The sequence below is a fragment of the Nonomuraea sp. IBHARD001 genome, assembly GCF_056106265.1.
Genome location: NZ_JBWBBW010000002.1, coordinates 3,842,828 through 3,867,306 on the forward strand (window position 1 = coordinate 3,842,828; position 24,479 = coordinate 3,867,306).

21 protein-coding genes are annotated in these 24,479 nt (G+C 71.7%); 9 read left to right on the top strand and 12 right to left on the bottom strand.

Annotation, left to right across the window (positions count from 1 at the left end; genetic code table 11):
• Positions 1-5: 5 nt before the first annotated feature.
• From ACTWNK_RS19575 to ACTWNK_RS19590, 4 genes are all read right to left on the bottom strand, one after another.
• Positions 6-734: a hypothetical protein gene (locus tag ACTWNK_RS19575; protein ID WP_474305756.1), complete on the bottom strand. Its 729-nt coding sequence runs from the start codon at positions 732-734 to the stop codon at positions 6-8.
• Entirely contained in the window at positions 734-2,554 is a 1,821-nt protein-coding gene (locus tag ACTWNK_RS19580; RefSeq protein ID WP_474305758.1) for an extracellular solute-binding protein, read from the bottom strand. The genes ACTWNK_RS19575 and ACTWNK_RS19580 overlap by 1 nt, the downstream gene beginning before the upstream one ends.
• Positions 2,555-2,692: 138 nt before the next feature.
• On the bottom strand, positions 2,693-4,495 hold the full coding sequence (locus ACTWNK_RS19585; RefSeq protein ID WP_474305760.1) for a substrate-binding domain-containing protein: 1,803 nt from the start codon (positions 4,493-4,495) through the stop codon (positions 2,693-2,695).
• Positions 4,496-4,598: 103 nt separating this feature from the next.
• A complete protein-coding gene (locus tag ACTWNK_RS19590; protein WP_474305762.1) occupies positions 4,599-5,543 on the bottom strand; it encodes an acyl-CoA desaturase in 945 nt (314 codons plus the stop codon).
• A 196-nt stretch (positions 5,544-5,739) separates the two neighbouring features.
• On the opposite strand from ACTWNK_RS19590, the gene ACTWNK_RS19595 reads away from it, so the two are divergent.
• From ACTWNK_RS19595 to ACTWNK_RS19610, 4 genes are read left to right on the top strand one after another with little or no spacing between them, the layout of a single operon-like run.
• Positions 5,740-7,050 carry a cytochrome P450 gene (locus tag ACTWNK_RS19595; RefSeq protein WP_474305764.1) on the top strand — a complete coding sequence of 437 codons (1,311 nt, stop codon included), beginning with the start codon at positions 5,740-5,742 and terminating at the stop codon, positions 7,048-7,050.
• The gene (locus tag ACTWNK_RS19600) at positions 7,047-8,621 is read left to right on the top strand and encodes a peroxidase family protein (RefSeq protein ID WP_474305766.1); all 1,575 of its coding nucleotides are present in this window, start codon (positions 7,047-7,049) and stop codon (positions 8,619-8,621) included. The genes ACTWNK_RS19595 and ACTWNK_RS19600 overlap by 4 nt, the downstream gene beginning before the upstream one ends.
• Positions 8,618-10,750, top strand: a complete 2,133-nt coding sequence (locus ACTWNK_RS19605; protein WP_474305768.1) for an alpha/beta hydrolase family protein — start codon at positions 8,618-8,620, stop codon at positions 10,748-10,750. The genes ACTWNK_RS19600 and ACTWNK_RS19605 overlap by 4 nt, the downstream gene beginning before the upstream one ends.
• 17 nt (positions 10,751-10,767) lie before the next feature.
• Positions 10,768-11,016: a hypothetical protein gene (locus tag ACTWNK_RS19610; RefSeq protein ID WP_474305769.1), complete on the top strand. Its 249-nt coding sequence runs from the start codon at positions 10,768-10,770 to the stop codon at positions 11,014-11,016.
• Here ACTWNK_RS19610 and ACTWNK_RS19615 read toward each other — a convergent pair.
• From ACTWNK_RS19615 to ACTWNK_RS19625, 3 genes are all read right to left on the bottom strand, one after another.
• Positions 11,013-12,533 (bottom strand): flavin monoamine oxidase family protein, encoded by a 1,521-nt coding sequence (locus ACTWNK_RS19615; protein WP_474305771.1) that lies wholly within the window; start codon positions 12,531-12,533, stop codon positions 11,013-11,015. The two genes, ACTWNK_RS19610 and ACTWNK_RS19615, sit on opposite strands and share 4 nt — an antisense overlap.
• A gap of 97 nt (positions 12,534-12,630) precedes the next feature.
• A complete protein-coding gene (locus ACTWNK_RS19620; protein WP_474305773.1) occupies positions 12,631-13,251 on the bottom strand; it encodes a DUF305 domain-containing protein in 621 nt (206 codons plus the stop codon).
• Between the two features lie 89 nt (positions 13,252-13,340).
• Positions 13,341-14,081, bottom strand: coding sequence for a lytic polysaccharide monooxygenase (locus ACTWNK_RS19625; RefSeq protein ID WP_474305775.1), 741 nt, complete (start codon positions 14,079-14,081; stop codon positions 13,341-13,343).
• 191 nt (positions 14,082-14,272) lie between these two features.
• Between ACTWNK_RS19625 and ACTWNK_RS19630 the strand changes: the two genes are divergently transcribed.
• Positions 14,273-15,115 (top strand): alpha/beta fold hydrolase, encoded by an 843-nt coding sequence (locus tag ACTWNK_RS19630; protein WP_474305777.1) that lies wholly within the window; start codon positions 14,273-14,275, stop codon positions 15,113-15,115.
• A 28-nt stretch (positions 15,116-15,143) separates the two neighbouring features.
• Here ACTWNK_RS19630 and ACTWNK_RS19635 read toward each other — a convergent pair whose 3' ends face one another.
• Positions 15,144-15,731 carry a helix-turn-helix domain-containing protein gene (locus tag ACTWNK_RS19635; RefSeq protein ID WP_474305779.1) on the bottom strand — a complete coding sequence of 196 codons (588 nt, stop codon included), beginning with the start codon at positions 15,729-15,731 and terminating at the stop codon, positions 15,144-15,146.
• Between the two features lie 95 nt (positions 15,732-15,826).
• Between ACTWNK_RS19635 and ACTWNK_RS19640 the strand changes: the two genes are divergently transcribed.
• Positions 15,827-16,663 (top strand): EamA family transporter, encoded by an 837-nt coding sequence (locus ACTWNK_RS19640; protein ID WP_474305781.1) that lies wholly within the window; start codon positions 15,827-15,829, stop codon positions 16,661-16,663.
• A 6-nt stretch (positions 16,664-16,669) separates the two neighbouring features.
• Here the strand turns inward: ACTWNK_RS19640 and ACTWNK_RS19645 are convergent, their stop codons facing one another.
• The 3 genes from ACTWNK_RS19645 to ACTWNK_RS19655 all read right to left on the bottom strand — a co-directional run bounded on the left by ACTWNK_RS19645 (position 16,670) and on the right by ACTWNK_RS19655 (position 19,637).
• Positions 16,670-18,391: a solute symporter family protein gene (locus ACTWNK_RS19645; RefSeq protein WP_474305783.1), complete on the bottom strand. Its 1,722-nt coding sequence runs from the start codon at positions 18,389-18,391 to the stop codon at positions 16,670-16,672.
• Positions 18,388-18,882 carry a DUF485 domain-containing protein gene (locus ACTWNK_RS19650; protein WP_474305785.1) on the bottom strand — a complete coding sequence of 165 codons (495 nt, stop codon included), beginning with the start codon at positions 18,880-18,882 and terminating at the stop codon, positions 18,388-18,390. Before ACTWNK_RS19650 ends, ACTWNK_RS19645 begins: the two co-directional genes overlap by 4 nt.
• A 113-nt stretch (positions 18,883-18,995) precedes the next feature.
• The gene (locus ACTWNK_RS19655; protein ID WP_474305787.1) at positions 18,996-19,637 is read right to left on the bottom strand and encodes a hypothetical protein; all 642 of its coding nucleotides are present in this window, start codon (positions 19,635-19,637) and stop codon (positions 18,996-18,998) included.
• Positions 19,638-19,778: 141 nt separating this feature from the next.
• Here ACTWNK_RS19655 and ACTWNK_RS19660 point away from each other — a divergent pair, with 141 nt between their 5' ends.
• Both ACTWNK_RS19660 and ACTWNK_RS19665 read left to right on the top strand, forming a co-directional pair.
• A complete protein-coding gene (locus ACTWNK_RS19660) occupies positions 19,779-20,696 on the top strand; it encodes a serine/threonine-protein kinase (protein WP_474305789.1) in 918 nt (305 codons plus the stop codon).
• Between the two features lie 480 nt (positions 20,697-21,176).
• A complete protein-coding gene (locus ACTWNK_RS19665; protein ID WP_474305791.1) occupies positions 21,177-21,872 on the top strand; it encodes a hypothetical protein in 696 nt (231 codons plus the stop codon).
• A gap of 19 nt (positions 21,873-21,891) precedes the next feature.
• Here the strand turns inward: ACTWNK_RS19665 and ACTWNK_RS19670 are convergent, their stop codons facing one another.
• Complete coding sequence (locus ACTWNK_RS19670) at positions 21,892-22,623, bottom strand: SIR2 family NAD-dependent protein deacylase (protein ID WP_474305793.1); 732 nt, start codon at positions 22,621-22,623, stop codon at positions 21,892-21,894.
• Between the two features lie 110 nt (positions 22,624-22,733).
• Here ACTWNK_RS19670 and ACTWNK_RS19675 point away from each other — a divergent pair, with 110 nt between their 5' ends.
• Positions 22,734-24,224, top strand: a complete 1,491-nt coding sequence (locus tag ACTWNK_RS19675) for a gluconokinase (protein ID WP_474305795.1) — start codon at positions 22,734-22,736, stop codon at positions 24,222-24,224.
• Positions 24,225-24,479: the final 255 nt, after the last annotated feature.

Here is a 24,479-nt window from a genome sequence, read left to right on the forward strand (position 1 = left end):
GGCTCCTATGGGTCCATCGCTCTGCGAGTGATCTCTTCGGTCTCGTGCAGGCCGAGCCGCAGTCCTTCGAGCTCGACGGCGAGGTCGTCGAGCACACGCGTGTCGGTGAGCGCGCCCGTCGCCGCCATCGCCGACAGCTCCACCGCCCTGGCCACCAGCCCCTCCACCCCGATCGTGCCCGACTCCAGCCTGGCCAGCAGCCTGTCCCTCGTGCCCGACAGGCGCTCGTGCACCTCCTGCTGGGCGCCCAGCAGGGCCAGCGACCGCTCCAGCTCGGCGGCGACCTCGGGCCTGGCCCCCTCCCGCTGGCGCCGCAGCCGTTCGCGCTGGTCGCGCAGCAGGGCGGGGTCGAGCTGGCCGAGCGCGTGCCCGGTGACCGAGGCGTGCTCGGCCAGACGGCCCAGTGTCGCCATCGTGTCGGTGAGCTGGGGGCTCATCGCGCGTACCCGCTCGGTGACGGGACCTTCGGCCATCCTGGCGCTGAGCGCGGCGAACCGCCCGGCCGCCGTGCCCGCGCGCACCACCCAGCCCTCCTCGGCCGAGCCCGGCGTGATCTGCGGCGGCGGCTCGCCCCGCCGCTGCGCCGCCGACAGCGCCGACTTCGCCAGCCAGGCCGTGACCCCGACGAGTACGGCTGCCGCCGGGTGCACGCTGACGGCCCACGCGGCGCCCCCGGCGGTGACGCCGAGCAGCAGCCCCCATGGGTCGCGCAGTTCCTCCGACAGGCGGGACATCAGAAGTTGCTTACCACCGCAGTGAACACCTGGTCGATACTTCCAGGTTTGCGGGAATCGTAAGCCGCCGCATTGGTGGCCTGCGAGATCTGCCTGAGCACACCGAGATCGGCGTCCTCGCCATAGGCGATCGTGAACAGCCGCACGCTCTCCGCGCCCTGCTCGGCGCGCAGGCCGGGCAGCAGGTCGTCGAGCGAGATGCTGTTGTTGTCCTCGTTCTTGCCGTCGGTGAGGAAGACGACCGCGTTGATCGCCTCACCGCTCTGCGAGCCGAGCACCTCCTGGTAGGCGGCCAGCGCCGTGTCGTACAGGCCGGTGCCGCCCTCGGGGATCAGGCCCTTGATGCGGTCGGCGAGCCTGGCGCGCTGCTCGGGGCCCATCGTGGCCATCGGTGCGAGCTCCTTGTGGTCCTTGGCTCCGTCGCGCTTGAGCGAGAACAGCCACAGCCCCACCTTGTCGTGCCCGCCGAACTGCGGCAGCGCATTGACGGCCGCCTGCTTGGCCAGGTCGAGCTTGGTCTTGCCGGTGCCGGGCACATCGGCGCCCATCGAGCCCGAGGTGTCGAGCACCACCAGGACGTTCGCCGGTTTGCGCAGCTCGGCCCAGCTCAGCAGGATCTTGTCAAGGACGTTGGGCGCGGGCGGGTTGAGCAGCGTCTTCGGCTCGGCGGGCAACAGGCCGTTGGCCTCGGTGATGAGCGGCCCGGCCTTGGCGTCGGCGCTCCTGAAGGCGTGCTCGACGAAACGCCGCTGCTGCTCGGGCGCCCGCAGATGGGCCAGGAAGTCGGCCGCGACCGCCTTCTTGGCCTCGTCCGCCCACGACAGCACCGCGAACGGGCTGTCGGAGAACAGCGTGCCCTCCTTGGGATAGATCGCCACCAGCGGCACCTTGGGCTTGGCGTGCTTGCCCAGCGTCTTGGGATCGCCGGTCGGATTGCCCTGGTTGTAGTCCCAGACCGACTTCTCCTCGACGGTGACGGCCGAGATGTAGCTCAGCCCGGCCCCGGCGTCGTCGGCCCGCTGCAGATTGGACAGGAACGTCAGCGTCGTGTCGCCGTAGTGCACGATCGAACGCTCCACACCCTGGACGAACTCCCGCGTGCGCTGCGCGGCGACGTCCTTCTCCGACAGGTCGCCCGACAGCCCGGTGGCGGCATAGTACGTGCCGATGGTGGCGTTCATCCCACTGGTGGAGAAGTTCGGATTGGTCTTGCCGAGACGGAATCTGCCCCACTCCGGATGGCCGAGCTTGGCCCACCCGCGCGTGTCGTTGGACAGGGCCAGCAGCTCGGCCCATCCCAGCTCGCGCCTGGGCCAGCCGAGCGCCTCGGCCATCGGCTTGGGCATGGCGATGACCAGCGGCGTCTTGGCGATCGACGGGTTGTCCGGCCCGACGATCGCGCCCTTGTCGGAGCTCTCGCCGCGCTGCCTGATCAGATTCAGCCAGCTCGTGCTCGCCGGGGACCACACGTCGGGCCTCGGCCCGTCCACGCGTTCGTCCCAGCCGCGCTCGAACGCCTGCAGCGCGGCGCCGCTCGTGGTGACCACCACGTCGGCGCACTTCCCCGCGACCTTCTTGCCGTTGTAGGCGGCGGCGATCTCGCGCAGCAGCCCCGCCTTCTCCACCGACGACAGCACGGTCAGGCGCACACCGGCGTCGCCGCACGCCAGCGAGGGCGTCTTGCCGTCCGTCGCGGCGCCGGAGGAGGAGCCGCTGTCGAAGTACAGGCGCAGACCCACGATCAGGGCGCCCGCGAGGATGACGGCGATGACGAAGGGCGCGTAGTTACGCCTTCGACGCCGTGGTGTCTGTGGATACAACCGGCCTCCCGATGTCCCGCTACCTGTCCGACGAACAGGGTTTCGCGGAAGTTGCAGTGATCGCGGCACTCGGCCGTCTTTCGTCGCCTGGCGCACGGACGTTTCACCTTCGGGTCACCCCGTGCGCGGGCGGGCGGCTCAGAAGTTGGAGATGACCGCGGTGAAGACCTTGTCGATGGCGTCGGGGCTGGAGGAGTCGTAGTTGGCGCCGTCGGTGGTCTCGGCGATGCGGCGCAGCGTGCCCTGGTCGGCGTCGTCGCCGTAGCCGATCGTGAACAGCCGCACGTCGCCCTCGCCCGCAGGCCGTACCTGGGCCAGGAGGTTGTCCAGGGACAGGCCGCCGTCCTTCTCGTTCTTGCCGTCGGTCAGGAACACGACCGCGTTGATCGCCTTGGGGTCGCGCAGCGAGCGCATGTGCTCCATGGCGGCCAGCGCCGTGTCGTACAGGCCGGTGCCGCCGCTCGGCCGCAGGCCGTTGATCTGCTTGCCGAGCGCGGGCCCGACGGTGGAGACGCTGCCGACCGGCACCAGCTCGCGGTAGTCGAGCTCGCCGTTCTGGCGGGTGGAGAAGGCCCACAGCCCGACCTTGTCGTCGGCCCTGAACTGCGGCAGCGCATTGATCGCGGCCCGCTTGGCGAGCTCCAGCCGGGTACGGCCCGAGCCCGCCGCCTCCTGCTCCATCGAGCCCGACTTGTCGACGACGATCAGCACGTTGGCCGGTTTGCGGAGACTCGCCCAGCTGTCCAGCAGCCGGTCGAGCACACCGGGCGCGGGCATGCTCATCAGCGTCACCTTCGCCCCTTCGGGCACGCCGTTCTCGGGTACGGCCAGCGGCCCGGCCTTGCCGTCGAAGGTGCGGTAGCCGAACGACTGGAACAACGTCTGGGCGGGCGCCGAACGCAGATAGGCGAGCAGCTGGTCGGCGACCGTCTTCTTGCTCTGCTCCATCCACGTCAGCGGGACGAACGGATGGTCGGAGTGCAGGGTGCCCTCCTTGGGGTAGATCGCCACCAGCGGCGTGCGCGGCGGCGCGTGCTTGCCGAGCGTGGCGGGGTCGCCCGACGGATTGCCCCTGTTGTAGTCGGTGACGGAGTTCTCCTCCAGCGTGACGGCCGAGATGTACTTCATCGCCGCCCCCCGGTCGTCGGCGCGCTGCAGATTGGCCAGGAAGGTCATCGTGATGTCGCCGTAGTGCACGATGGAGTCCTCGACGCTCTTGACGAACGCCCTGACCTTGGGCTCCTCGACATCGCGCTCGGTGAGGTCGGACGTCGTCCCGGTGGCGGCGAAGTAGGCGCCGATCGTGGCGTTGAGCCCGCTGGTGGAGAAGTTCGGATTGGTCTTGCCGAGCTTGAAGGCCCCCCACTCCGGATGGCCGAACGCGGCCCAGCCCTTCGGATGGGCGGCCAGTTCGGCCAGGTCCGCCCAGCCGATCGCCTTGCCCGGCCAGCCGAGCGCCTCGGCCATCGGCTTGGGCATCGCGATGGTCAGCGGCGAGGTCATCAGCGGCGCGGGCGCCCCTTCGGCCACGGGCGGCTTGCCGTCGGCCCCCGAGGCGTGCCTTCGTAGCAGCGTCACCCAGGCCGAGCCCGCCGGGGCCCACACGTCCGGCCGCGGTCCGTCGGCCTGCTCGTCCCAGCCCTTGGCCAGGGTGCGCATCACCTCGCCGGAGTTGGCGGCCACCACCGTGACCTCGGCGCACTTGCCGAGCACCGCACGCCCGTTGAACCCGGCAACGGCCTGGCGCAGCAGCCCGACCTTGTCCTGGGAGGAGGCCATGGTCAGCCTGATCGCCTCGCCCGTGCACCTGCTCGCGGCCTGCTCCTCGCCGCTCGGGCGCGAGGTGTACCAGCGCAGTCCGGCGATGAGGCCCGCGGCGATGACCACCGCGACGACGAAGGGCAGGATCCGGCGTTGCCGCCTTCTGGGGGGATAAGCCACATGGTGATCGTAGTCGTCGGCGTGCCACCGCGCCGGGAGACCGGGAGCGCCCACCGGCCGGTGGCAGGTCTTCGGTACGGCGGTGCGGCCCTTGCCCGAACGGTCACGGGGGAAGGGTGTCGCCCGCCGGATGTGTGGCCCGCACGCGGCGGGCGCCCAGCCTGACCGGGTCGGGCCAGCGCACGTCGTGGGCCCAGCCCGCCTGCTCGAACCAGCGGATCAGCCGGGCGCTCGGGTCGAACTGGCCCTTGAGCACGCCGTGCCTGGCGCAGGTCGGGTCGACGTGGTGCCAGTTGTGCCAGCCTTCGCCCAGCGTGAAGAAGGCCACCCAGCGCACGTTGGAGGAGCGGTCGCGGGTGCGGAAGGGCCGCTCGCCGAAGGTGTGGGCGACGGAGTTGACCGACCACGTGACATGGTGCACGACGGCGTAACGCACAAGACCGCCCCAGAACAGCGCGCTCCACACGCCGCTCCACGACATCGCCAGCAGCCCGCCCGCGGCGGCCGGAAGAACGAAGGAGAGCACGGCGACCGCCGGATACCACACGTCGATGCGCCGCACGACCGGGTCGGCCAGCAGATCGGGCACCCAGTGCGTGCGGCTCGACCGGGCGCGCGCGGTGTAGAACCAGCCGACGTGCGCGTGCGCCATGCCCCTCAGCAGGGCCAGGCCGCTGTCGCCGTAACGCCAGGGGGAGTGCGGGTCGCCCTCCTTGTCGGCGTACTTGTGGTGGCGTCTGTGCTCGGCCGTCCACAGGGTGACCGGGCCCTCCAGCGCCATCCCTCCGGCCAGCAGCAGGGCGACGCGCAACGGTGTGCGGCACTTGAACGCCCGGTGGGTGAACAGCCGGTGGTAGCCGATCGCGATGCCGAAGACGCTGACCAGATACATCACGACCGCGATCGCCGCGTCGCGCGCCCCGATGCCGCGCCCCCACAGGGCGATGACCCCGGCCACCAGCGCGAGCACCGGCGCCACGACGAGCACGAGCAGATAGGCGGTGCGCCTGGCCGCTGCGATCGGCACGGTCTCGGCTGAAGGGGTCATGCACGCTCCCGACGTGGGCGGGTCCGTCGGCCACTTATTCAAGGCCGTCGCCCCGGACTGCGGCAGTGGCCGGATAGTGACGGATCAGTTACGTCATGGAGTCACAAGAGTGTGCACCGAAGCCATCTCGTCACGGTGGATCACCTGCCTAGATTGGCGACCGAACGTGACGATCTCTGTTCGGAGGGTCCGGGGCATGAGCGCAGTCGAGCAATCCACAGGGAGCAGCCGTCTTGACCGCTACGACGCGTTGCTCGCGGCCGACCCGATGGCGGCGTTCGGCCTGGTGCGCGAATGGATGCGCACAGACTGGCGCGGCTTCTTCGCCGAACTGCGCGAACACCGTCCGATCTTCGTCACGCCCGCCTTCACCGTGGTGACCCGCTACGCCGACGTCACCGAGGTGCTGTCCAGGCCCGAGACATTCACCGTCAAGGCGTTCGGCCCGCGCCTGGACGCGGCGCTCGGCGGCCCGTTCATGCTGGGCAGGGACGCCACCGCGATGAACTGGCGGGAGAAGGGCCTCATGCGCGTCATGCTCGACCCGCGTGACGTGGCGGGCGTGCGCGAGCTGGCCGGCCGCATCGCCGACGAGGCGCTGGAACACGCCTGGCCGAGCGGCAGGATCGACGCGGCGGCCCGGCTGTTCCGGCCGGTCGCACTGGGCGTCTGCGCCGAGTACTTCGGCCTGCCGGGCCCGACCCCCGACACGCTGTCGCGCTGGACCAGGGCCATCGTCGCCGACGGCTTCGCCAACTTCCACGGCGATCCCGCCATCCGCGAGGCCTCCGTACGCGCGGGCGGCGAGCTGATGGCCTACCTGCGCGAGCTGCTGCAGCGGCGCCGGGAGGCCGTGGCGTCGGGCCCGCCCGGCGAGGACGTCTTCTCCCGGCTGGTGCGCACGACGCTGCCCGCCGAGATCGACCTCGACGACGAGCGGCTGCTGATCAACATGGCCGGGCTGCCGCTCGGCTTCGTGGAGAGCGCCCCGGGTGCGATGGCCGAGGTCGTCGAGCAACTCCTGCTCGACCCGGCCGTCGCCGAAGGCGCCGTGCGCGCCGCCGCGCTCGACGACCCGGCGGAGTTCGACCGCTACGTGTGGGAGGCGCTGCGCTTCAGCCCGTTCTTCAAGCTGCTGCCGCGCCTGTGCGTGGGCGAGTACGTCCTGGCGGCCGGAACCCCTCGCCGCACGGTCGTCGAGCCGGGCACGTTCGTCATCGCGGCGCCCGCCTCGGCCATGTTCGACGCCGACGAGGTCGAGGCGCCCGAGGAGTTCAGGCTGGACCGGCCCGCCCACCTGCAGCTGTTCTTCGGCTACGGCCACCACGCCTGCCTGGGTGTGCACCCGGCCCGCGCCATCATCGCCGAGACGGTCAGGCGCCTGCTGCGCCGTCCCGGCGTGCGGCTGCTGCCCGCGCCCGAGGGTGAGATCGTGCGCGAGCTCGGTATCTTCCCCGACAGGTTCGTACTCGGACTTGGCACGGGGGAGCAGGGGGAGCGCGGATGAGCGGCGCCCGCTCGATCGCCACCGACGGCGCCGTCAACCGCCTGCGCTTCCTGGCCCTGACGAACGGCAGGCCGCTGTGGCAGCTCGCCCAGCGCATCACCCCCGTGCGCAGCAGGCTCAACGCCTCGCTCATCGACCACGCCGTGCGCGAGATGCCCGCCAGGCCCGAGCCGTTCAGCACGATGGCCGACTACACCTCGTGGGCCTCGCTGACCGACCGCACCTACAACGGCCGCCACGTGCCGCCCGCGCCGCACAGCGGTGACGGCAGGCCCACGCCCGAGCAGGCCGCCGAGCTGTTCACCAGGGGAAGCCAGATGATCCCCTGCCCGCGCTCGACCGTGCTGTTCGCCTACTTCGCCCAGTGGTTCACCGACGGTTTCCTGCGCGGCGACACCCACGTGCCGCGCGACCCGCGCAAGAACACCTCCAACCACCAGATCGACCTGAACCAGCTCTACGGCCTCGACGAGCACGCCACGGCGGCGCTGCGCGCGTTCGAGGGCGGCCTGCTCAAGAGCCAGTCGATCAACGGCGGCGAGTTCCCGCCCTACCTGTGCTCGGGCGGCCGGATCCGCAGCGAGTTCGCCGCGCTGAACGTCGTCAGGTTCGGCGAGATAGGCGACCGGGTGCGCGACACGCTGTTCGCGACCGGCAGCGACCGGGGCAACATCCAGATCGGCTTCACCATGATGACCGTGCTGTTCCTGCGCGAGCACAACAGGGTGGCGCGTGCGCTGGCCGCGCGCAACCCCGGCTGGGACGACGAGCGGCTCTTCCAGACCGCGCGCAACATCCTCATCGTGGTGCTGATCAAGCTGGTCGTCGAGGAGTACATCAACCACATCACGCCCTACCACTTCCGCTTCACCCTCGACTCGCGCCTGTCGGCCCTGCTGGCCAGGGCGCCCTGGCACCGGGAGAACTGGGCCTCGGCCGAGTTCAACCTCGTCTACCGCTGGCACAGCCTCATCCCCTCCCGGCTCGTCGTGGGCGGCGGTGAGCTGCCGATGGCCGCGACGATGACCGGCGACGCGCTGCTGGCCGAGCACGGCATCGGGCGGCTGTTCGAGGAGGCGTCGCTGCAGCGGGCCGGGCGGATCGGCCTGTTCAACACCGATCCGCTGCTGACGCCCGTCGACGTGGCCAGCATCGCCGACTCGCGCACGCTGCGGCTGGCGCCGTACAACGCCTATCGGGAGCACTGCCGCTTTCCCCGGGTGCGGCGCTTCGAGCACGTGTCGGGCGACGAGCGGGTGAGCGAGGCGCTGCGCGAGCTGTATCGCGACGTCGACGACCTCGACCTGTACGTCGGGCTGTTCGCCGAGGAGCCGGGCTCGCCGCAGGCCATGCTGCCACCCCTGCTGACGAAGATCATCGCGATCGACGCGTTCTCGCAGGCGCTGACCAATCCGCTGCTGGCCTCGCGGGTGTTCACCGCCGGGACGTTCTCGCCGCTCGGTATGGAGATCATCGCCACCACGCGCTCGCTCTCCGACATCCTGCATCGCAACGTGCCCGAGGATCCGAGGCCCCGCGTGGTGAGCCTGACGGCGCGGGGGGCGGGATGAGCACGGACGCGACGGTGCTGCGTGGCGCCGCGCGTGAGCTGGCCGACATCGGCGTGGCCGTACAGGAGGTGGCGGCGCGTGCCACGGCCGCGCTCACCGATCCCGCCGTGCTGTCCGCGCCCGCCCGGGCGCCCGGCAGGGGACTGCGCGCCCAGCGGGCCCTGCTGCGCGCGCTCACCAACGGCGAGGGGCTCGGCCATGCCATCACCGGCGGCAGGGCGGGCACACTCGCGGCCAAGATCGGCGCCATGGCGGGCGGGGAGAGCCTGGCGGTGCTCGTCCTGGCGACGTCACTGCGGCTGCGCATCTGCGCCGTCACGCTCGACCACCCCGAACTCCTCGACGACCCCCTGCTGGCCAGGCTGATCGACGCCGTGGCCGCCGACCGCGACCTGGCCTCGATCAAGGCCCTGCGCGCCCTGCTCAAGGACAGGGGCGCGGTGCGCACGCTGAGCGAACTGGCCCCGGTGTTCGGCGAGGTGCTCGCCCTGCGCGCCCTGCTGGACGAGAACCCGCTCAACGACAGGGCCGCCTGGCTCATCGCCACCGGCAAGGGCTTCGCCACGGCCGACCCGATCACCGGCATGAGCAACAGGGCCGTGGCCGCGCTCGACTCCGGTGAGGGAGCCGCCCGAAGGGTACGGCTGACGCCCGCCGAGAGCGAGCGGGTGTGCGCGCACGGCTCCCTGCTCGGCTACCTGGGCAACATCGCCGCGATCGGCACCACGGGCCGGATGCTCATCCAGAGCGTGTCCGGCCCCGACGGCGTCACCCGGCACGTCGTCCAGGTCCCCGGCATGCGGCCCGGCAAACCGGACAACGACTCGCCGCAGGACCTGCTGGGCGCCTTCAGCAGCGCCGTGCTCGCCAGCAGTCCCTACAGCCGGGCGCTGGCCAAGGCCATCGAGGACTACGGCCTTCCGCACGGGGCCGAACTCATCCTCATCGGGCACAGCGCGGGCGGCGCGGCCATCATGAACCTGGCGCAGGACGCCGCGTTCTGCGCCCGCTACACCGTCACGCACGCCGTGGCCGTCGGCTCGCCGGTCGACTTCAAGCAGCCCGCGGACCCGCGCACCTGGGTGGCCAGCGTCACCAACCAGCACGACATCATCCCGACCCTGGACGGGCAGGGCGCGGGAGCCTGCTTCGACCTGCATCCCGACTGGTATGTCGTGGACTACGCCGACGCCACCCATCTGTTCCCGCTCTGCCACGGCATCGAGCGCTACATCGCCAACCTCACCGACGACCTGCCGCATGCCCGTGCCGTCATCGAGGAGCGGCTGACGCCGGGCACCGGGGCGGTGCTCAGGTCGCAGGCGTACCTGCTGTTCGACCGGGTGCCGCGGCCCGAGGGCTTCCCGTTCCTGACCACGCCCACCTACCGGGTGGCGACGTCGCAGGGGCAGGTCGAGCTGCCGGTCAGAGGTCAGGAGGGCTCGGCGCTGACCGCCTACTTCGCCGCCGACGCGCGGGTGGCCGCCGCGTTGCTCGACGGCACGGGGATGGGCCCGCCGGTCAGGGTGGCGGGCCGTGCGCTGGTGGTGCTGACCGTGCTCGACCACCGGCGCGGCAGCCTCGGCGGGCACAGGGAGCTGGCCTACGGCCTGGCCGTGCACGACCCGTGGCGGGCGCAGCGGCTGCGCGTGCTGCCCGACCTGGGGCGGCGGGCCGATCGCAGGCGTTCGGGCGTGTGGCAGCTCGGCTCGGTCGTCGACACCGGCACGGTCGCGGCGCTCACGCCCGAGATCTGGGGCGGTGAGCCGGTCCTCGCCGCGCTCGGCGTCGAACTCACCGGGCGCTCGGCCCACGTGGTGGTCGGCGAGCCGTACGAAGGGGTGCTGAGCCTGCGGGGGCCGCTCGGGCCCGGTCTGCCGGCCGAGGACCGCGACCTGGTCGCCTACGCGCGCAGGGGGGCGCTCACCCTGCGCTCGTGCGTGCAGGTGCAGGGGCGGGCGCTGGTCCACGTGGCGCCCAGGGTCAGGCTGGTGCTCGGCCCCGGGGACGACCCGGTCGCAGCGGGGCTGCGCGAGCTGGGCCTGGACGGCGCGCGGGCGCTGCTGTGCCTGTCGAGCACGGCGCACCGCACGCTCAAGGGCGCGGGCGTGCCCGTGCGGACGACCTGAAGGGAAGGGACGCCGACGTGCCGATCTCCGAACGGGAGGGCGCGGTCGCCGCGCACGCGGGTGTGCTGCAGGCCGACGCCAGGGTGCTGGCCGAGTGCGCCGAACGGCTGCTCGCGATCGAGGCGCGGCTGGACGGGCACGGCGTGGCGCCCGGCTGGCTGCGGGAGAGCGTGCGGGCGCACGTCGAGGCGTGCGCCGCGGCCGCCGCCGATCTGGCGGAGGCCGCGGCCAGGCTCAGGGCGTGCGCCGAGCACCGCACCTCTTAGCCGTGCCGGGCGCTCGCCGTCCGGGAGGGCTCCACCGAAGGCGACTCGTGGATGGCGCGTGCCGCGCTGATGCCCGACTCCAGCGCGCCCTCGATCCAGGCGTGCCAGAGCGAGCAGTGCTCGCCGGCGAAGTGCACGCGGCCTTCGGGGGCGATGATGGCCTCGTGCAGCGTGGTCTGCTGGTGCGGCTCGAACAGGGCGAAGGCGCCCGCGGCGTAGGGGTCGTCGTACCAGGCGTGGCTGAGGCCGAACTCGAAGTGCTCGCCGATCTGGGGATGGATCTTGGCGACGTCCTCGAGCGCCTGCTCGACCCGTTTCTGCTGCGACATCGCGCCCCAGCGCAGCGCGTCCTGGCCCCAGGTGTAGCTGGCCAGCAGCACCGAGCGGCCCTCGTCCGGCGCCGGGTGCGAGGGGTAGCAGATCCGGCGGATCGGCAGGTCGGTGACGGTCGTGCCGCCCACGATGCCGTCGGTGTGCTGCCAGAACGCCTCGCGTACCTGTAGGAGGATCTTGGTGGAGGCGTTGTAATTGAGCTCCCGGATCGCGCGTTGCTTCCTGCGGGAGAAGGCGGGTTTGGCCTCGACGTCGCGCAGCACCGAGAACGGGATCGTGCAGATGGCGTAGTCGCCGGTGATCGTGGTGCGGCCCGCGCCGGTCCTGACGTGCAGGGTGACCGAGTCGTCGTCCTGCTCGATGGCGGTGACCTCGTGGCCGAACCTGATGTGCGACTTCAGCTCGCGGTAGAAGGCGGTGGGCAGCAGGTCGCTGCCGCCCTCGATCTCCTGCATGTCCTCGAAGGCCCGGCCGATGATCTCGCGGAACTGCTCGATGACGGCCGCGTTGAGATTGGCCTCCCTGAAGCTCATCACGCCGTAGAGTTCGATGGCGCCGTCGGAGAAGCCGCGCTCGCGCAGGAAGCTGCGGATGGAGTAGCGGTCGTACTCCGCGCAGATGCGCTCCAGCGCGTTCTCGCCCTCCAGGGCGTAGAGGTCGTGGATCTCCTGGGTGGCCGCCCGCCACAGGTCCTCGTAGGTGCGCCCGCGTTCGTGCTCGGCGAGTTCGAAGTCGATGATCTCCGGATTGCCGTTGAGCTCGCGCATCGTGGTCCTGATGCCCTGGACATAGGCGAGTGTGTCCGGATTGCCCATCACGAACGGCCGCAACTTCAACCCGAACCGCTCGCAGTAGGCCAGGGTGAGGTCGTGCACGCGGGGGATGCGCATGGCTCCGGCCTCGGCGTAGAGACCGGGCGCGAAGCCGCGCAGGGTGTAGACGCGCCCGCCGACCCGCTGCTGGGCCTCCAGCACGACGGGGTCGTGCCCCTGGCGCATGAGTTCGTAGGCGGCGACGAGCCCGGCCATGCCGGCGCCGATGACGAGGACGCGCTTGCGCGGGCCGCCGGGCGTCAGGCCGCGGGCGGCGGTGGCCACCAGGTCGGCGGGCACCCTGAGGTCGTGGCTGGGCCTGGGGATGCCGTCGGACGGCTGGGCCTGGGCGGGTATCTCACCTGTGGGCATGAACGACTCTCTTCCGGAGGGCTGGGGGTCATCACGTTCAGCACTTAGATAGTCGCTTTAAGTGATGACTTTGCCAAGCCCTCCCGAAGAGGCACTGTCAGGAGGTGCCGCCGAGGGTCTGAAGCATTTGCCTGATCTGACCGCTCCGCGAGGTGTCCACGCGCTTGGCCAGTCCCAGGACCTCCTTGTTCTTGCCCTTCTTGGCCTCGTCCCTGGCCATCGCGACCGCATTGTGCTGGTGGGCGACCAGCATGCTGAGGAACCTCTCCTCGAAGTCCTTGTCGGCCATCTTGCGCAGGGCGCTGATGTCCTCGGACTTGGTCTCGTGCAGGTCGCCGTGCTCGCGGTGCACCTTGGTGCTGGCCGCGATGGGCTTGTCCCAGGCGTCGAGCCACTTGGCCATCGTCTTGATCTCGTCGGCCTGGGTGATCCTGATCGCGGCTGCGAGCGCGCGGATCTCCGGCTTGGCCGCCCTGGCCTCGGCGATCACGGCCATCTCGATGCCCTGCTCGTGATGGGGGATCATCATCTGCAGGAAGGCCACGTCATCGTCGTCGTAGGGGCCTGCGGCCGCGCTGACGACGGGTTCGGCCGCGGCCGTGCCGCCCGCGTTCGCGGGCACCGGGTGCTCGCCGTACTCGATGGTGTCACCGCAGGCGGTCAGGGTGGCGGCCAGCAGGCCCAGTCCCAGTGCCAGCGCGGCGGCTGAGCGTCTCATCGTCCGCTCACGTCTCCTTAGTGGTCCAACAATGGAGTACGGCCGGCACCGCGCCCACGCTGGACGCGATGCCGGCCTTGACGTTCAGATCAGAGACGCTGCCACAGGGCGGGAACGTTCGGCGGCTCCCAGCCTGCGAGTGCGGTGTGCGGCTGCAGGCAGCGGTAGGAGGAGCCGCCGTAGGTCACGGTGGCGCCGGTGGTGTAGGCCGTGCCCGCGGCCCAGGTACCGCCCGGCTGGGTGGCGGTGGGCGTCGGGGTCGGGGTACGGGTGGGGGTCACGGTCGGGGTCGGCGTGGGGGTGGGCGTCGGGTTGGGCCCGCCGCCGATCACCAGGTCGACGCAGCTGTAGAAGGCCATCGGCGTGTCGGCGATGTTCCAGACGGCCAGCAGCTTCTGACGGCCGCTGAAGCCGGACAGGTTGACGTTGTGGGTCACCGTGGAGCCCGGCTGCCTGCCGCCGTCGTTGAAGACGGCGACTCGCGTGCCGCCGATGAAGTACTCCCACGTCGTGGTGGCGTGGCGAGCGGTGATGATCCAGTTGAAGGTCGCGCTGGTGCCGACCGAGGTGGCGGGCCAGGCGCGGCTGTCGTCGTTGAGCTGGGCGAACTGGCCGAGCCCACCGTGGCAGTTGCGCTGGCCCTTGGGGCCTTCGACGCTCTGCGGTTCGTAGATGATGGGTCCGCAGTTGGAGACGCGGCCCTGTGCGCACATCGCCTGCCTGCTCGGCGGCGATGAGATGTATCCATGGGCGCTCGCCGGAGTGGCGAAGAGCACAGTGGCGGCGAGGGCGACGAGCGCCATCACCACCGACAAGATCGCTTTCCGCATGGAAGGCTCTCCTTTGTACTGGGGGGTTTGCCAGTAATCTAAAGGAAAGTTTCCTAAGGGTAAACGAGTTTGGGCTACTTGGTCAGAAGTGATGTCAAGCGAAACCCGGATCGCAGCCGCTCTCGTGTGATGTGAGGCGCCATGCGGGCATCTGTGCGGTCGAGCATCCACGCGACGGAGAGGCGACGACGATGACGCATCCCATCAAGACCGAGACTCTACGGGCACCCGGCTCGGCGATCCACTGTGAGGCGCGCGGATCCGGACCGGTCCTCCTCATGATCCCGGGCGGCCCGACCGACGCGGCCGTGTTCGGGCCGCTGGCCGCGCACCTGGCCGACCGCTACACCGTCGTGGCCTACGACCCGCGCGGCAACTCCCGCAGCGTTCCCGACGACCCCTCGCTGCCGCAGGACATCGACGTGCACGGCGACGACGCGGCGCTCGTCCTGGCGAACTTCGGCGACGAACCCGCCTTCGTCCTCGGCAACAGCGGCGGCGCGCAGATCGGCCTCAACCTGGCCGCACGCCATCCCGGCAGCGTACGCACCCTGGTAGCGCACGAGCCGCCGTGCCTGGCGCTGCTGCCCGACGCGGAGGAGCGGCTGGGCGAGATGGACGAGGTGTACCGCATCCACGAACGCGAAGGCGTCGGGCCCGCGATGCGGCGGTTCGGCGAGGTCATCGGTATTCCACTGGACGCGCAGGGGCCGCCACAGGGCGACGGCGATGCCGACGCCGATCCCGAGATGGCCGCGGCGGCGGCGCGCATCGAGGGCAACCTGCCCTTCTTCCTGGCCACCGGCCGTGCGCTGAGCCACTACGTGCCCGACCTGACCACATTGCGTACGGGGGCGCCGCGGGTTGTCGTGGGCATCGGGGAGGCCACGGAGGGGCAGCTCGCCCATCTGACGGCCCTCGCCCTGGCCGAGCGGCTGGGGCAGCCTGCTGTCGTGTTCCCTGGCGATCATGGAGGGTTCGGGGAGCACGCGCAGGCGTTCGGGGAGGTGCTGGACGGGGTGCTGCGGGGGTAGTTGGGGCTGTGTCTCACGTGGCGGGGTCTCACGTGGCGGGGTCTCGCGTGGCGGGCAGGTGGACGGTCATCAGGAGGTCGCAGGGCGTCTCCCCGCTGCACGCGTAGCCGTGGGGCACGTCGCCCGCGTACACGGCGGTCGCGCCTTCGGGGACGTGGTGGGTGGAGCCTGCGACGGTCAGGGTCAGGGCGCCGGTCGTCACGCTGGCGGTTTCGACGACTCCCGCCGGGTGGGGGTGGCTGGTGTAGCTCTCGCCGGGTTCGAGGCGCCAGCGCCACATCTCGACGGGGGCGGCGCCGGGGACGGTGAGCATCAGCCGGGCCTCGCCGCCGTGTTCGCCCTGCCAGACCGCGGCGGCCTCGTCCGGTCCGACGATCTGGACGACCTGTGGCTCGGGGCCGCCGACCAGGGCGGAGACCGGCAGGCCGAGGGCGTCGGCGAGCCGTACCAGGGTGGCCAGGTTGGGGTTGCCGCCTGCGTTCTCCAGGCCGACGAGGGAGCCCTTGCTGACGCCTGACCTGGCGCTGAGCTGTTCGAGCGACAGGCCGGACCTGGTCCGCGCGGCTTTGACGTTGCGGGCCACCGCGTGCAGGGCCGCCTGTTCGGATGCGGTCATTGTGTTAAACCTTTTGGCTAATGTGGTCACTTGGCTGTACTGTCCGGTCATTCTACGCCGTGCCACGGCTGGCGCGCTTCGACGGAAGGACGCATGTGACCGCACTACTGCTGGCCTTGGCCAGTTCTCTCGCCTACGGTGTCGCCGACTTTCTCGGCGGGCTCGGCGCGCGGCGTGCCCATGTGCTGCGGGTCGTCGTCGTGGCGGCGCCCGCCAGTCTGGCGGTGGAGCTCGTGCTGCTGCCGTGGCTGGGGGCGAGCTGGAGTGCGGCGGCGTTCGGGTGGGGAGCCGTGGCGGGGCTCGCCTCGGCGGTGGCGTTCGGGCTGCTGTACCGGACGCTTGCGGCGGGGCCGATGAGCGTGCTGTCGCCGGTGACCGCGCTCGTCTCGGCCGTGCTGCCCGTCGGGATCGGGCTCGCGCAGGGGGAGCGGCTCGGGATGGCGGCGCTGGTCGGGGTGCCGCTGGCGCTGGTGGCCGTGGTGCTGGTCAGCGCGGGGCCGGGCGCGGGGGCGGCCAGGCCTTCGCGTGCCGCGCTGCTGATGGCGTTCGGCGCGGGCACGGCGATCGCCGTACAGCTCGTCTGCCTGCATCAGGCGCCGGGCGGCAGCGGGCTCGCGCCGCTCATCGCGGGGCGAGCGGTCTCCTCCGTGCTCGTGCTCGTCGTGGCGTTCGCGCTGCGCGCGAGGCTCGGCGCCGGGCGCGCGTCGCTGGGGACGGCCGCGGCGGCGGGCGCGCTGGATTCGCTGGCCAACCTGGCCTTCCTGCTGGCCGTACGGTCGGGGGACCTGGCGGTGGTCGCCGTCGTCACCGCGTTGTACCCGGCCGCGACCGTGCTGCTGGCCAGGGGGGTGCTGCGGGAGAGGGTACGGCCGAGCCAGGTCGCGGGGCTCGGCGCGGCGGCGGTCGCGGTGGGGCTGCTCGCCGTCGGATGAGCGCGCTCAGTGCAGGCGGCCGTGCGGCGGGTTCGTCCGGGCGCGGCGGGCGCGGTGCGCGCCGGTGCCGGTCAGGGACCTGACGGCGAGTTCGTCGTAGCCCTCCTGGTCGGGCTGCTCCCGGCTCAGCAACGTGCCGAGGAAGGCGCACAGGAAGCCGAAGGGGATCGACACCAGCCCGGGGTTCTCCATCGGGAAGACGTGGAAGTCGACCCCGGCGGGCAGCAGCGACAGACTCGCCCCCGTCACCGGATCGACCTTCCCCGACACCACCGGCGAGAGCAGCACCAGCGTCAGCGACCCGAACAGGCCCCCGTAGATCCCCGCCACCACGCCGGTCGAGTTGAACCTCTTCCAGAACAGCGACAACACGATCGCCGGAAGGTTCGCCGACGCCGCCATCGCGAACGCCAGCGCCACCAGGAACGCGACGTTGAGATGCCTGGCCACCACCGCGAGCACGATGCCGAGCAGCCCGATCACGAACGCGGAGAACCTGGCGACCGCCACCTCCTGCGACTCGCGCGGCCTGCCGAACATGAGCACGTGCCCGAAGTAGTCGTGCGCCATCGACGTCGAGGAGGCCATCACCAGCCCCGAGACCACCGCGAGGATCGTCGCGAACGCCACCGCGCCGATGAAGGCCAGCAGCAGGTCGCCGCCGATCGGCCCGCCGACGTACTCGCCGAGCACGTGGGCCAGCTGCAGCGCCGCGGTGTTGCCCGTCGGGTCCTGGTCGGTGATGGCCCGCTGGCCGACCAGGGCGGTGGCGCCGAACCCGAGCGCGAGCGTCATCAGGTAGAACACACCGACCAGGCCGATCGCCCAGTTGACCGAGGTACGCGCGGCGCGGGCGTCGGGCACGGTGAAGAACCTGCTGACGATGTGCGGCAGCCCGGCCGTGCCGAGGACGAGCGCCAGGGCCAGGCTGATGAAGTCGAGCTTGTTGATCAGTGTGGCCAGCGGATCGCCGTCGACCTCGCGGCCGTACTTCAGACCGGGCCGCAGGAAGTCAGACGACCGGCCGCTGGCCTCGGCGGCGGCGCCGAGCATCTCGCTGACGTTGAATCCGTAGCGGCCGAGCACCAGCACGGTCAGCACGGTCGTGCCGAACATCAGCAGCACGGCCTTGATGATCTGCACCCAGGTGGTGCCCTTCATCCCGCCGAACGTCACATAGAAGATCATCATCGCCCCGACCGCGACGATCGTCACGACCTTGGCCGTGCCGCTCGACATGCCGAGGAACGTGTCGCCCGGACTGATGCCCAGCAGCAGCGAGACCAGCGCGCCCGCGCCCACCATCTGGGCCAGCAGGTAGAACGTCGACACCGTCACGGTCGAGATCACCGCGGCCGTGCGCACCCTCGGCTGCCTGCGCACCCGGTAGGACAGCACGTCGGCCATCGTGAAGCGCCCCGCGTTGCGCATCAGCTCCACCAGCAGCAGCGTCAGCAGCCAGGCCACCAGGAAGCCGACGGAGTACAGGAAACCGTCATACCCCGACAGGGCGATGATGCCCGCGATGCCGAGGAAGGAGGCGGCCGACATGTAGTCGCCGGCGAGCGCCAGGCCGTTCTGCGCGCCGGAGAACGTGCGTCCGCCCGCGTAGAAGTCGTCGGCGCTCTTGGTGTTGGCCCTGGCCCAGAACGTGATGCCGAGTGTGATGACGATGAACACCACGAATAGCCCGAACGTCAGCAGCCTGCCGCCGAACAACTCGCTCATATGCGCTCTCCCCGCTCGTCGAGTACGGGCCGGTGGGCCGGTCTGCGGTGGGCGCCCGTGCGCGGCGCGGTCCAGTTCTCGATCCGCTTGCGTTCGGCCATGGCGCGTTCCAGCTGGTCGTGCTCGATGCCGCGCAGTTCGGCCTCGTCGCGCAGCTGGGCGGCGAGCGGGTCGAGGCGGCCCCTGGCGTACCTGCTGTAGCGCCAGGCGAGGACGAAGGTGGAGACGAACTGCAGGATGCCGAGCAGCAGGGCGACATTGATGTGCCCGATCGCCGGACGCGCCATGAAGTCGCGGGCGAAGGCCGAAAGGGCGATGTAGAGCAGGTACCACCCGAGGAAGGAGCCGACGATGCCGACCGCCAGGCGGCGGAAGCGCTTTTGCAGCAGGCGGAACCTCCTGTCGTGCGCCATGGCCGAGTAGTGGCCTCGGGGGACGGCGTCAGGGGCCTGCCGCCTGCGGTGTCCCGGTGCTCTCGCGTCCCCGGCCATCAGGCCCTCCCAGGCGTTCGTGACCCACTGTGGCGGTTCAACTCCGCAGTGACATGAACGATAAAGGGAGGTTCTCGCTTTTTCCGGGAAATGCGCGAAAGAGCAGGGAGGACTCAGGCGGGCTGCACGCGGTGCGGCCTTCCGCCGGGCGCGAGCAGCACGGCGCCGAGCCAGAGCACCGAGATCCCGACCGCGACGAGCGGGGAGTCGCCGCCCTCCCTGACCGAGGCCACGGCCAGCACCAGCACGCCGGTCCCCAGCAGCCCGGCGCTCCACACCGACACGACGCCGTCGGCGGCCAGCAGCCAGGCCAGGGCGATCAGCCCGGCATAGAGCATCAGCGGTCCCGCGCCGTACATCGTCACGCCCGCCGCCGGATGGGCGGCCACGCCTTCGAGCAGGGCGAACAGCGCGTCCGGGTCCGGCCGGGTGAGTCCGGCGAACAGCTCGAAGGCGGCCCAGGCCAGATTGGCCGCAGCCCCGAGCACCGTCACCCCCAGGGCGACGCGCAGGGCGTTCCTCCGTCCCGGCGTCGCGGGAGCCGCCATTCGCCACATGCTTCCCGCCATCACTCCGAACAGGACGAAGGCCGCGATCCACACGGCATGCGCGGTGGTCCACCACAGCCCGGGTACGGCGTCGCCGCCGATCGGCCGCATGAACAGCCAGCCGGCCAGCAGTGCGGCGGGCGCCGCCGTGAAGGACAGGCAGGCCGCGGCGGGCGGGTGCGCGGCGGGCGCGGTGACGGGATCCATGACGCCAGCCTGCCGCGCCCGGCACTCCCGGCCATCGGTGATCGCCCCTGACCCCACCCCTGACCTCGCCCGGGACCGGCTCAGGGTACGGCGGGCCGCGATGATCGCGATTCTGTCGGTGGCGACGTGCATCCTTGCGCCATGCGCACAGTGATCACAGCCGGGCGGCTGGCGGAGCTGCGGGGCGCCGAGCGCCGCGCCGTCACCGTCCACCTGGCCCGCCCCGACTCGGAGCACTCCTACAGATATGCCGAGCTGGAGCTGCTCCTGGCCGGGTCGCAGGACTGGAGCGCACGCGAGATGACCTCGTTGCTGCTGGCGGCGGGCTCACGCCATCTCGGCAGCTGGGACGACGGCTGGCTGGGCGTGGTGCTCGACCGGGCGCTGGCCATGAGCCCCGCCGACCGGGCCCAGGTGCGGGAGGCGGCGATCAGGCTGCTGGAGGCGATCGACGTCGGCGAGTTGCACCTGGCGCAGCGGCGAAGGCTGCAACGCCGTTTCCCCGCCCTCCTGCACACCGACGCCGCCTCGCCGGTCGTGCCCGCCCTGCTGCCGACCGACGCCTGGGCCGTGGCCGTGCGCGCCAGGCTGGGCTCGCCGCCGGAGGCCGGGCTGGTGGAGCTGGTCGCGCATCTGGCCGATCTGGCGGCGCCGCGACCGGCCAAGGCCTGGCGGGTGCGGTGTGCGGAGCTGTCGTCTGGGGAGGGGGCGAGGGGGTTCGTGCGGGCGGCGCTGGCGGCGTTCGAGCTGGTGACGCGGCGCACGGCCGGTGGGCGCACGCGGGAGATCGTCGTCTCCGACGCCAACACGGACGTGGCGCGCGGCGTCGTGTGGGCCGCCGCGCTGCTGCCGGTCGAAGGCCTGGTCGAGGCCCTGGAGCGGTTGGCGGTCCGCGCCGGGGCGCCGGGCGACACGCTGGGCGCCCGCACGGCCGCCGCCGCCATCAGCGCCCTGGGCGAGAGCGGCGACCCGCGGGCGGCCGGGGCCCTGCTGCGCCTGACCGACGCCATCGGCAACCGCCGCCTGCGTCGTCACATCGCCTCGGCCCTGCGGGCCTGATCGTCCGGCGGTATGCCGTCTCGGTCTGGATCGGGAGCACCGGCCGCGTGGCACGGTCCAGCGGCCCTAGGGTGATCGCGGACATGGGCGGACATGACGCGTCCGGAGAGATCGCAGGCCCGCTGCGCCAGGTCGCGGCGACCTGGCACACTCCCGCTGCGGTAGGAGCCGGTCACCGGTGCATCATCCTGATCGGCCGCGATCCGGTGAAGATCGTAGCCGCACGATCAGGGAGGTCTCCTGATCGTGCGGCGCTACACATCCCTCGCCTGCGCGAGCCGTGCGGGCTGCGTGACAGGAACGTAACTCGTGATCGCTCGTGGGCCGAGCGTCTACAGCGTTTCGGTGGAAGATTCTCATCCCGGGTAGAAGAAAACTAATACCGCAGAGTGGAACGATTCATATCCTTCGTCGTCCACATTGATCGGCCGAAGCGGCGGCGGGCCGCCGGGGAATCCCGTCAAAGGCGACAATTGTCCTATGACCTCACGCCTGCTGACCCCTCGCCGCCGACCCGCCGTACCCGGTCCCGCGGACAGTCCCGGCGGTGTCGATCCGACGCCGATCCTGGACTGGCGAGCTCCCGTACTCGGCTCGGCGGCGGCGCGCCTGGCGGGGCTCGGCGCCAGGGACACGGTGCTGGCCGCGCACCGGCTGGTGGCGCAGGCGGTGGAGGGCGTCTACGGGATGGACGAGCGGCAGGCGGCGTCCGTGACGTTCGCCCGGGGACGAGGCTCGTGCAGCCAGCGGATGGCCGTGGTGGAGGCGCTCGCACGGGCCTGCGGGGTGGCGACCAGGGTGCGGGGACTGCTGGTCGACGGGCGGTTCTGGTACGCGCGCTTCCCCCGCCTGCGGCCGATCGTGCCCGACCGTGTGGTGCTCGGCTGGCCCGAGTTCGCCGTGGCGGGCGACTGGCCGGCCCTGCCCGAGGTGTACGGCGTGCGCGACGGCGCGGGATTCGTCAACGCCGGTGGCGAGACGCTGTTCGACGCCGTCGCCAGGACCGACGTCGACTGGACCGGCGGTGGCTGCTCGGCCTGCGACCTGTCGGGGTACGTCCTGGCCGAACTCGGGCGTTTCCCCAGCAGGGACGCTCTGTTCGACGCCTGGGGCCAGACGTTGTCGCGCCCGGCGCTGCGCGTGGCCGACCCGGTGATGCGCCGCCGCCGGGCGTGACGGCGGCGGCGGGGCGGCCCTAGGCCAGCAGGCGGCGTACGAGGGCGGGCAGTGCCTGGCTGATCGGCTCGCGCAGGACCTCGTCGGCATGGTCGTCGTAGGGCGTCGGCGCGTCGTTGACGACGATCAGCCGTGCGCCGGACTCCACGGCCAGCCCGGCGAGCGAGGCGGCGGGCTGCACCTGAAGGGAGGTGCCCACCGCGACGAACACCCGGCACGTCTTGGCCGCGCGCACCGCCCGCGTCGTCGTCTCGTGGTCCAGCGCCTCGCCGAACATCACGGTCGTGGTCTTGAGCGTCGAGCCGCACTCCTCGCACGCCGGGTCCGGCTCGCCCGCCTCGATCCGGTCGACGGCCTCGCGCAGGGTCGTACGTGCTCCGCAACCCGTGCAGCGCACGCCGAACATGTTGCCGTGCAGCTCCAGCACGGCCTCGGGGCTGGAGCCCGCCTTCTGATGCAGGCCGTCGACATTCTGGGTGATCAGCTTCGACAGCAGGCCCGCGCGCTCCAGGTCGACCAGCGCCAGGTGCCCGGCGTTCGGCCTGGCGCTCCAGGCCGGGCTCTCGCTGCGCATGCGCCACGAGCGCCGCCGTACGTCCGGGTCGCTCATGTAGTGGTCGACGGAGACGAGCTTCTGGTAGTCGGGGTCGGTGCGCCACAAGCCCTGGGGACCCCGATAGTCGGGGATGCCCGACGCGGTGGAGATGCCCGCGCCGGTCATCACCGTGATCGTCGCGCTGGTATCGGTCATCCTGACATTGTGGCCTTTTCGGGGACGGCGATGGTGATCCTCGCCGTTCAGGGGGTACAAGGGGCCGGTCGGATGGATCGGCGGGAGGGGGCCGGGTGGAGGGGCGAGCGGTGACGCCACGTGAGGCGATCGTCGGGCTGGACGTGGGCACGTCGTCGGTCAAGGCGGTCGCGTTCGGCGTGGGCGTGTCGTGGCGGCGGTCGGCCGTGCGCAGGTACCGGCTGGCCGAGCCCGAGCCAGGCCGGCAGGTCCAGGACGCCGAAGAGGTCGCGTCGGCCGCCCTGCGGGCCCTGGCCGATTGCCTGGCGGCCTGCGAGGGCGTCGAGGTGGCCGCGGTCTCGGTCAGTACGGCGATGCACGGCCTGGTGGGCCTGGACGCCCGGATGCGGCCGATCACCCCGCTGGTGACATGGGCCGACGGCAGGGCGGCGGCCCAGGCGGCCAGACTGCGCGAGGAGGGGCAGGCCGAGGAGATCCTGCGGGTGTCGGGCACGCCGGTGCACCCCATGGCACCGCTCGTCAAGATCATGTGGTTCGCCGAGAACGAGCCGGAGCTCGCCGGGCGGGTGCGCTGGTGGGCCGGGCTGAAGGACTACGTGCTGTGGCGGCTGACGGGCGAGCTGGTGACCGAGTTGTCGAGCGCCTCGGGCACCGGCCTGCTCGACGTCCGCACCCGGAACTGGAGCGCCATGGCCACGGAACTGGCGGGCGAGCGGCTGCCGCCGATCGCGGCCACGACCGACGTGTCGCGCCTTTCGGGCACGGGAGGGCTGCCGCGCGGCCTGCCCCTGGTCGTCGGGGCAGGCGACGGGCCGCTGGGCAATCTGGGCACGGGCGCGATGGCCGAAGGCGTGGCCGGGCTGTCGCTGGGCACGAGCGGCGCGGTCCGCTCGGTCGTGCCCGAGCCGTACGCCGATCCCAAGGGCCGTCTGTTCTGCTACGCGCTGACCGATTCGGCCTGGGTGGCGGGCGGTGCGATCAGCAACGGCGGCGCGGTGCTGGAGTGGGCCGAGTCGGTGTTCGGCGACGGCTCCCTGGCCGCGGGCGAAGGCCGCATCGACGTGCTGGAGCTGGCGAGCAGGGTGCCGCCCGGCGCCGACGGCCTGGTCATGGTCCCGCACCTGCTGCCCGAGCGCGCCCCGCTGTGGGACCCCACCCTGCGCGGCGCCGTCGTGGGCATGCGGCACTCGCACGGCAGGGGCCACCTGGTCAGGGCGGCCATGGAGGGCGTGGCCGTGCATCTGGCCGTCGTGCTCGACGACCTGGAGCGGGTGGGTCCGGTGACGGCGGTGCGCGTGACCGGAGGGGCGTTCAGGTCGAAGGTCTGGCTCGGCATCGTGGCCGCGGCGATGGGGCGTCCCGTGTACACCGTGCCCGAGCCGGAGGCCACGGCGCTGGGCGCCGCCGCACTCGGCCTGTACGCCCTGGGCCGCGCCGACGTGCTCGCCGACGCGACGGCCCCCCTGTGCGCCTCGCCCGCCGGGGACGAGCGCGCCGTCGAGGTGGACGAACGCGCGGTCGAGCTGTACGGCAGGCGCCGGGAGGCGTGGACCGGGCTGGTCGAGGGGCTTCGGGGGCTGGATCCGGCGCATCTGGACTGAGCACGGGGCTTCGGCGGGCCGCGGATCTGGGTGTTTCGAGGCCGTGGGTCCGGATGCATCGAGGCCGTGGGTCCGGATCAGGGACCGCGCCAAGGCTTCCGTGAATCCGGATCAAGCCCACCAAAGTTCGCGGTTTCCCGCAAAGCGCCTCCGAGGGGACGGCCTGCCGGATAGCCTTCGCCACGTCGGCTCGGCGGGAAGTCATGAGGGATGGCGACGTGGCGCGGTCGTGGACGGCGGGGCCTGCCCGCCGGG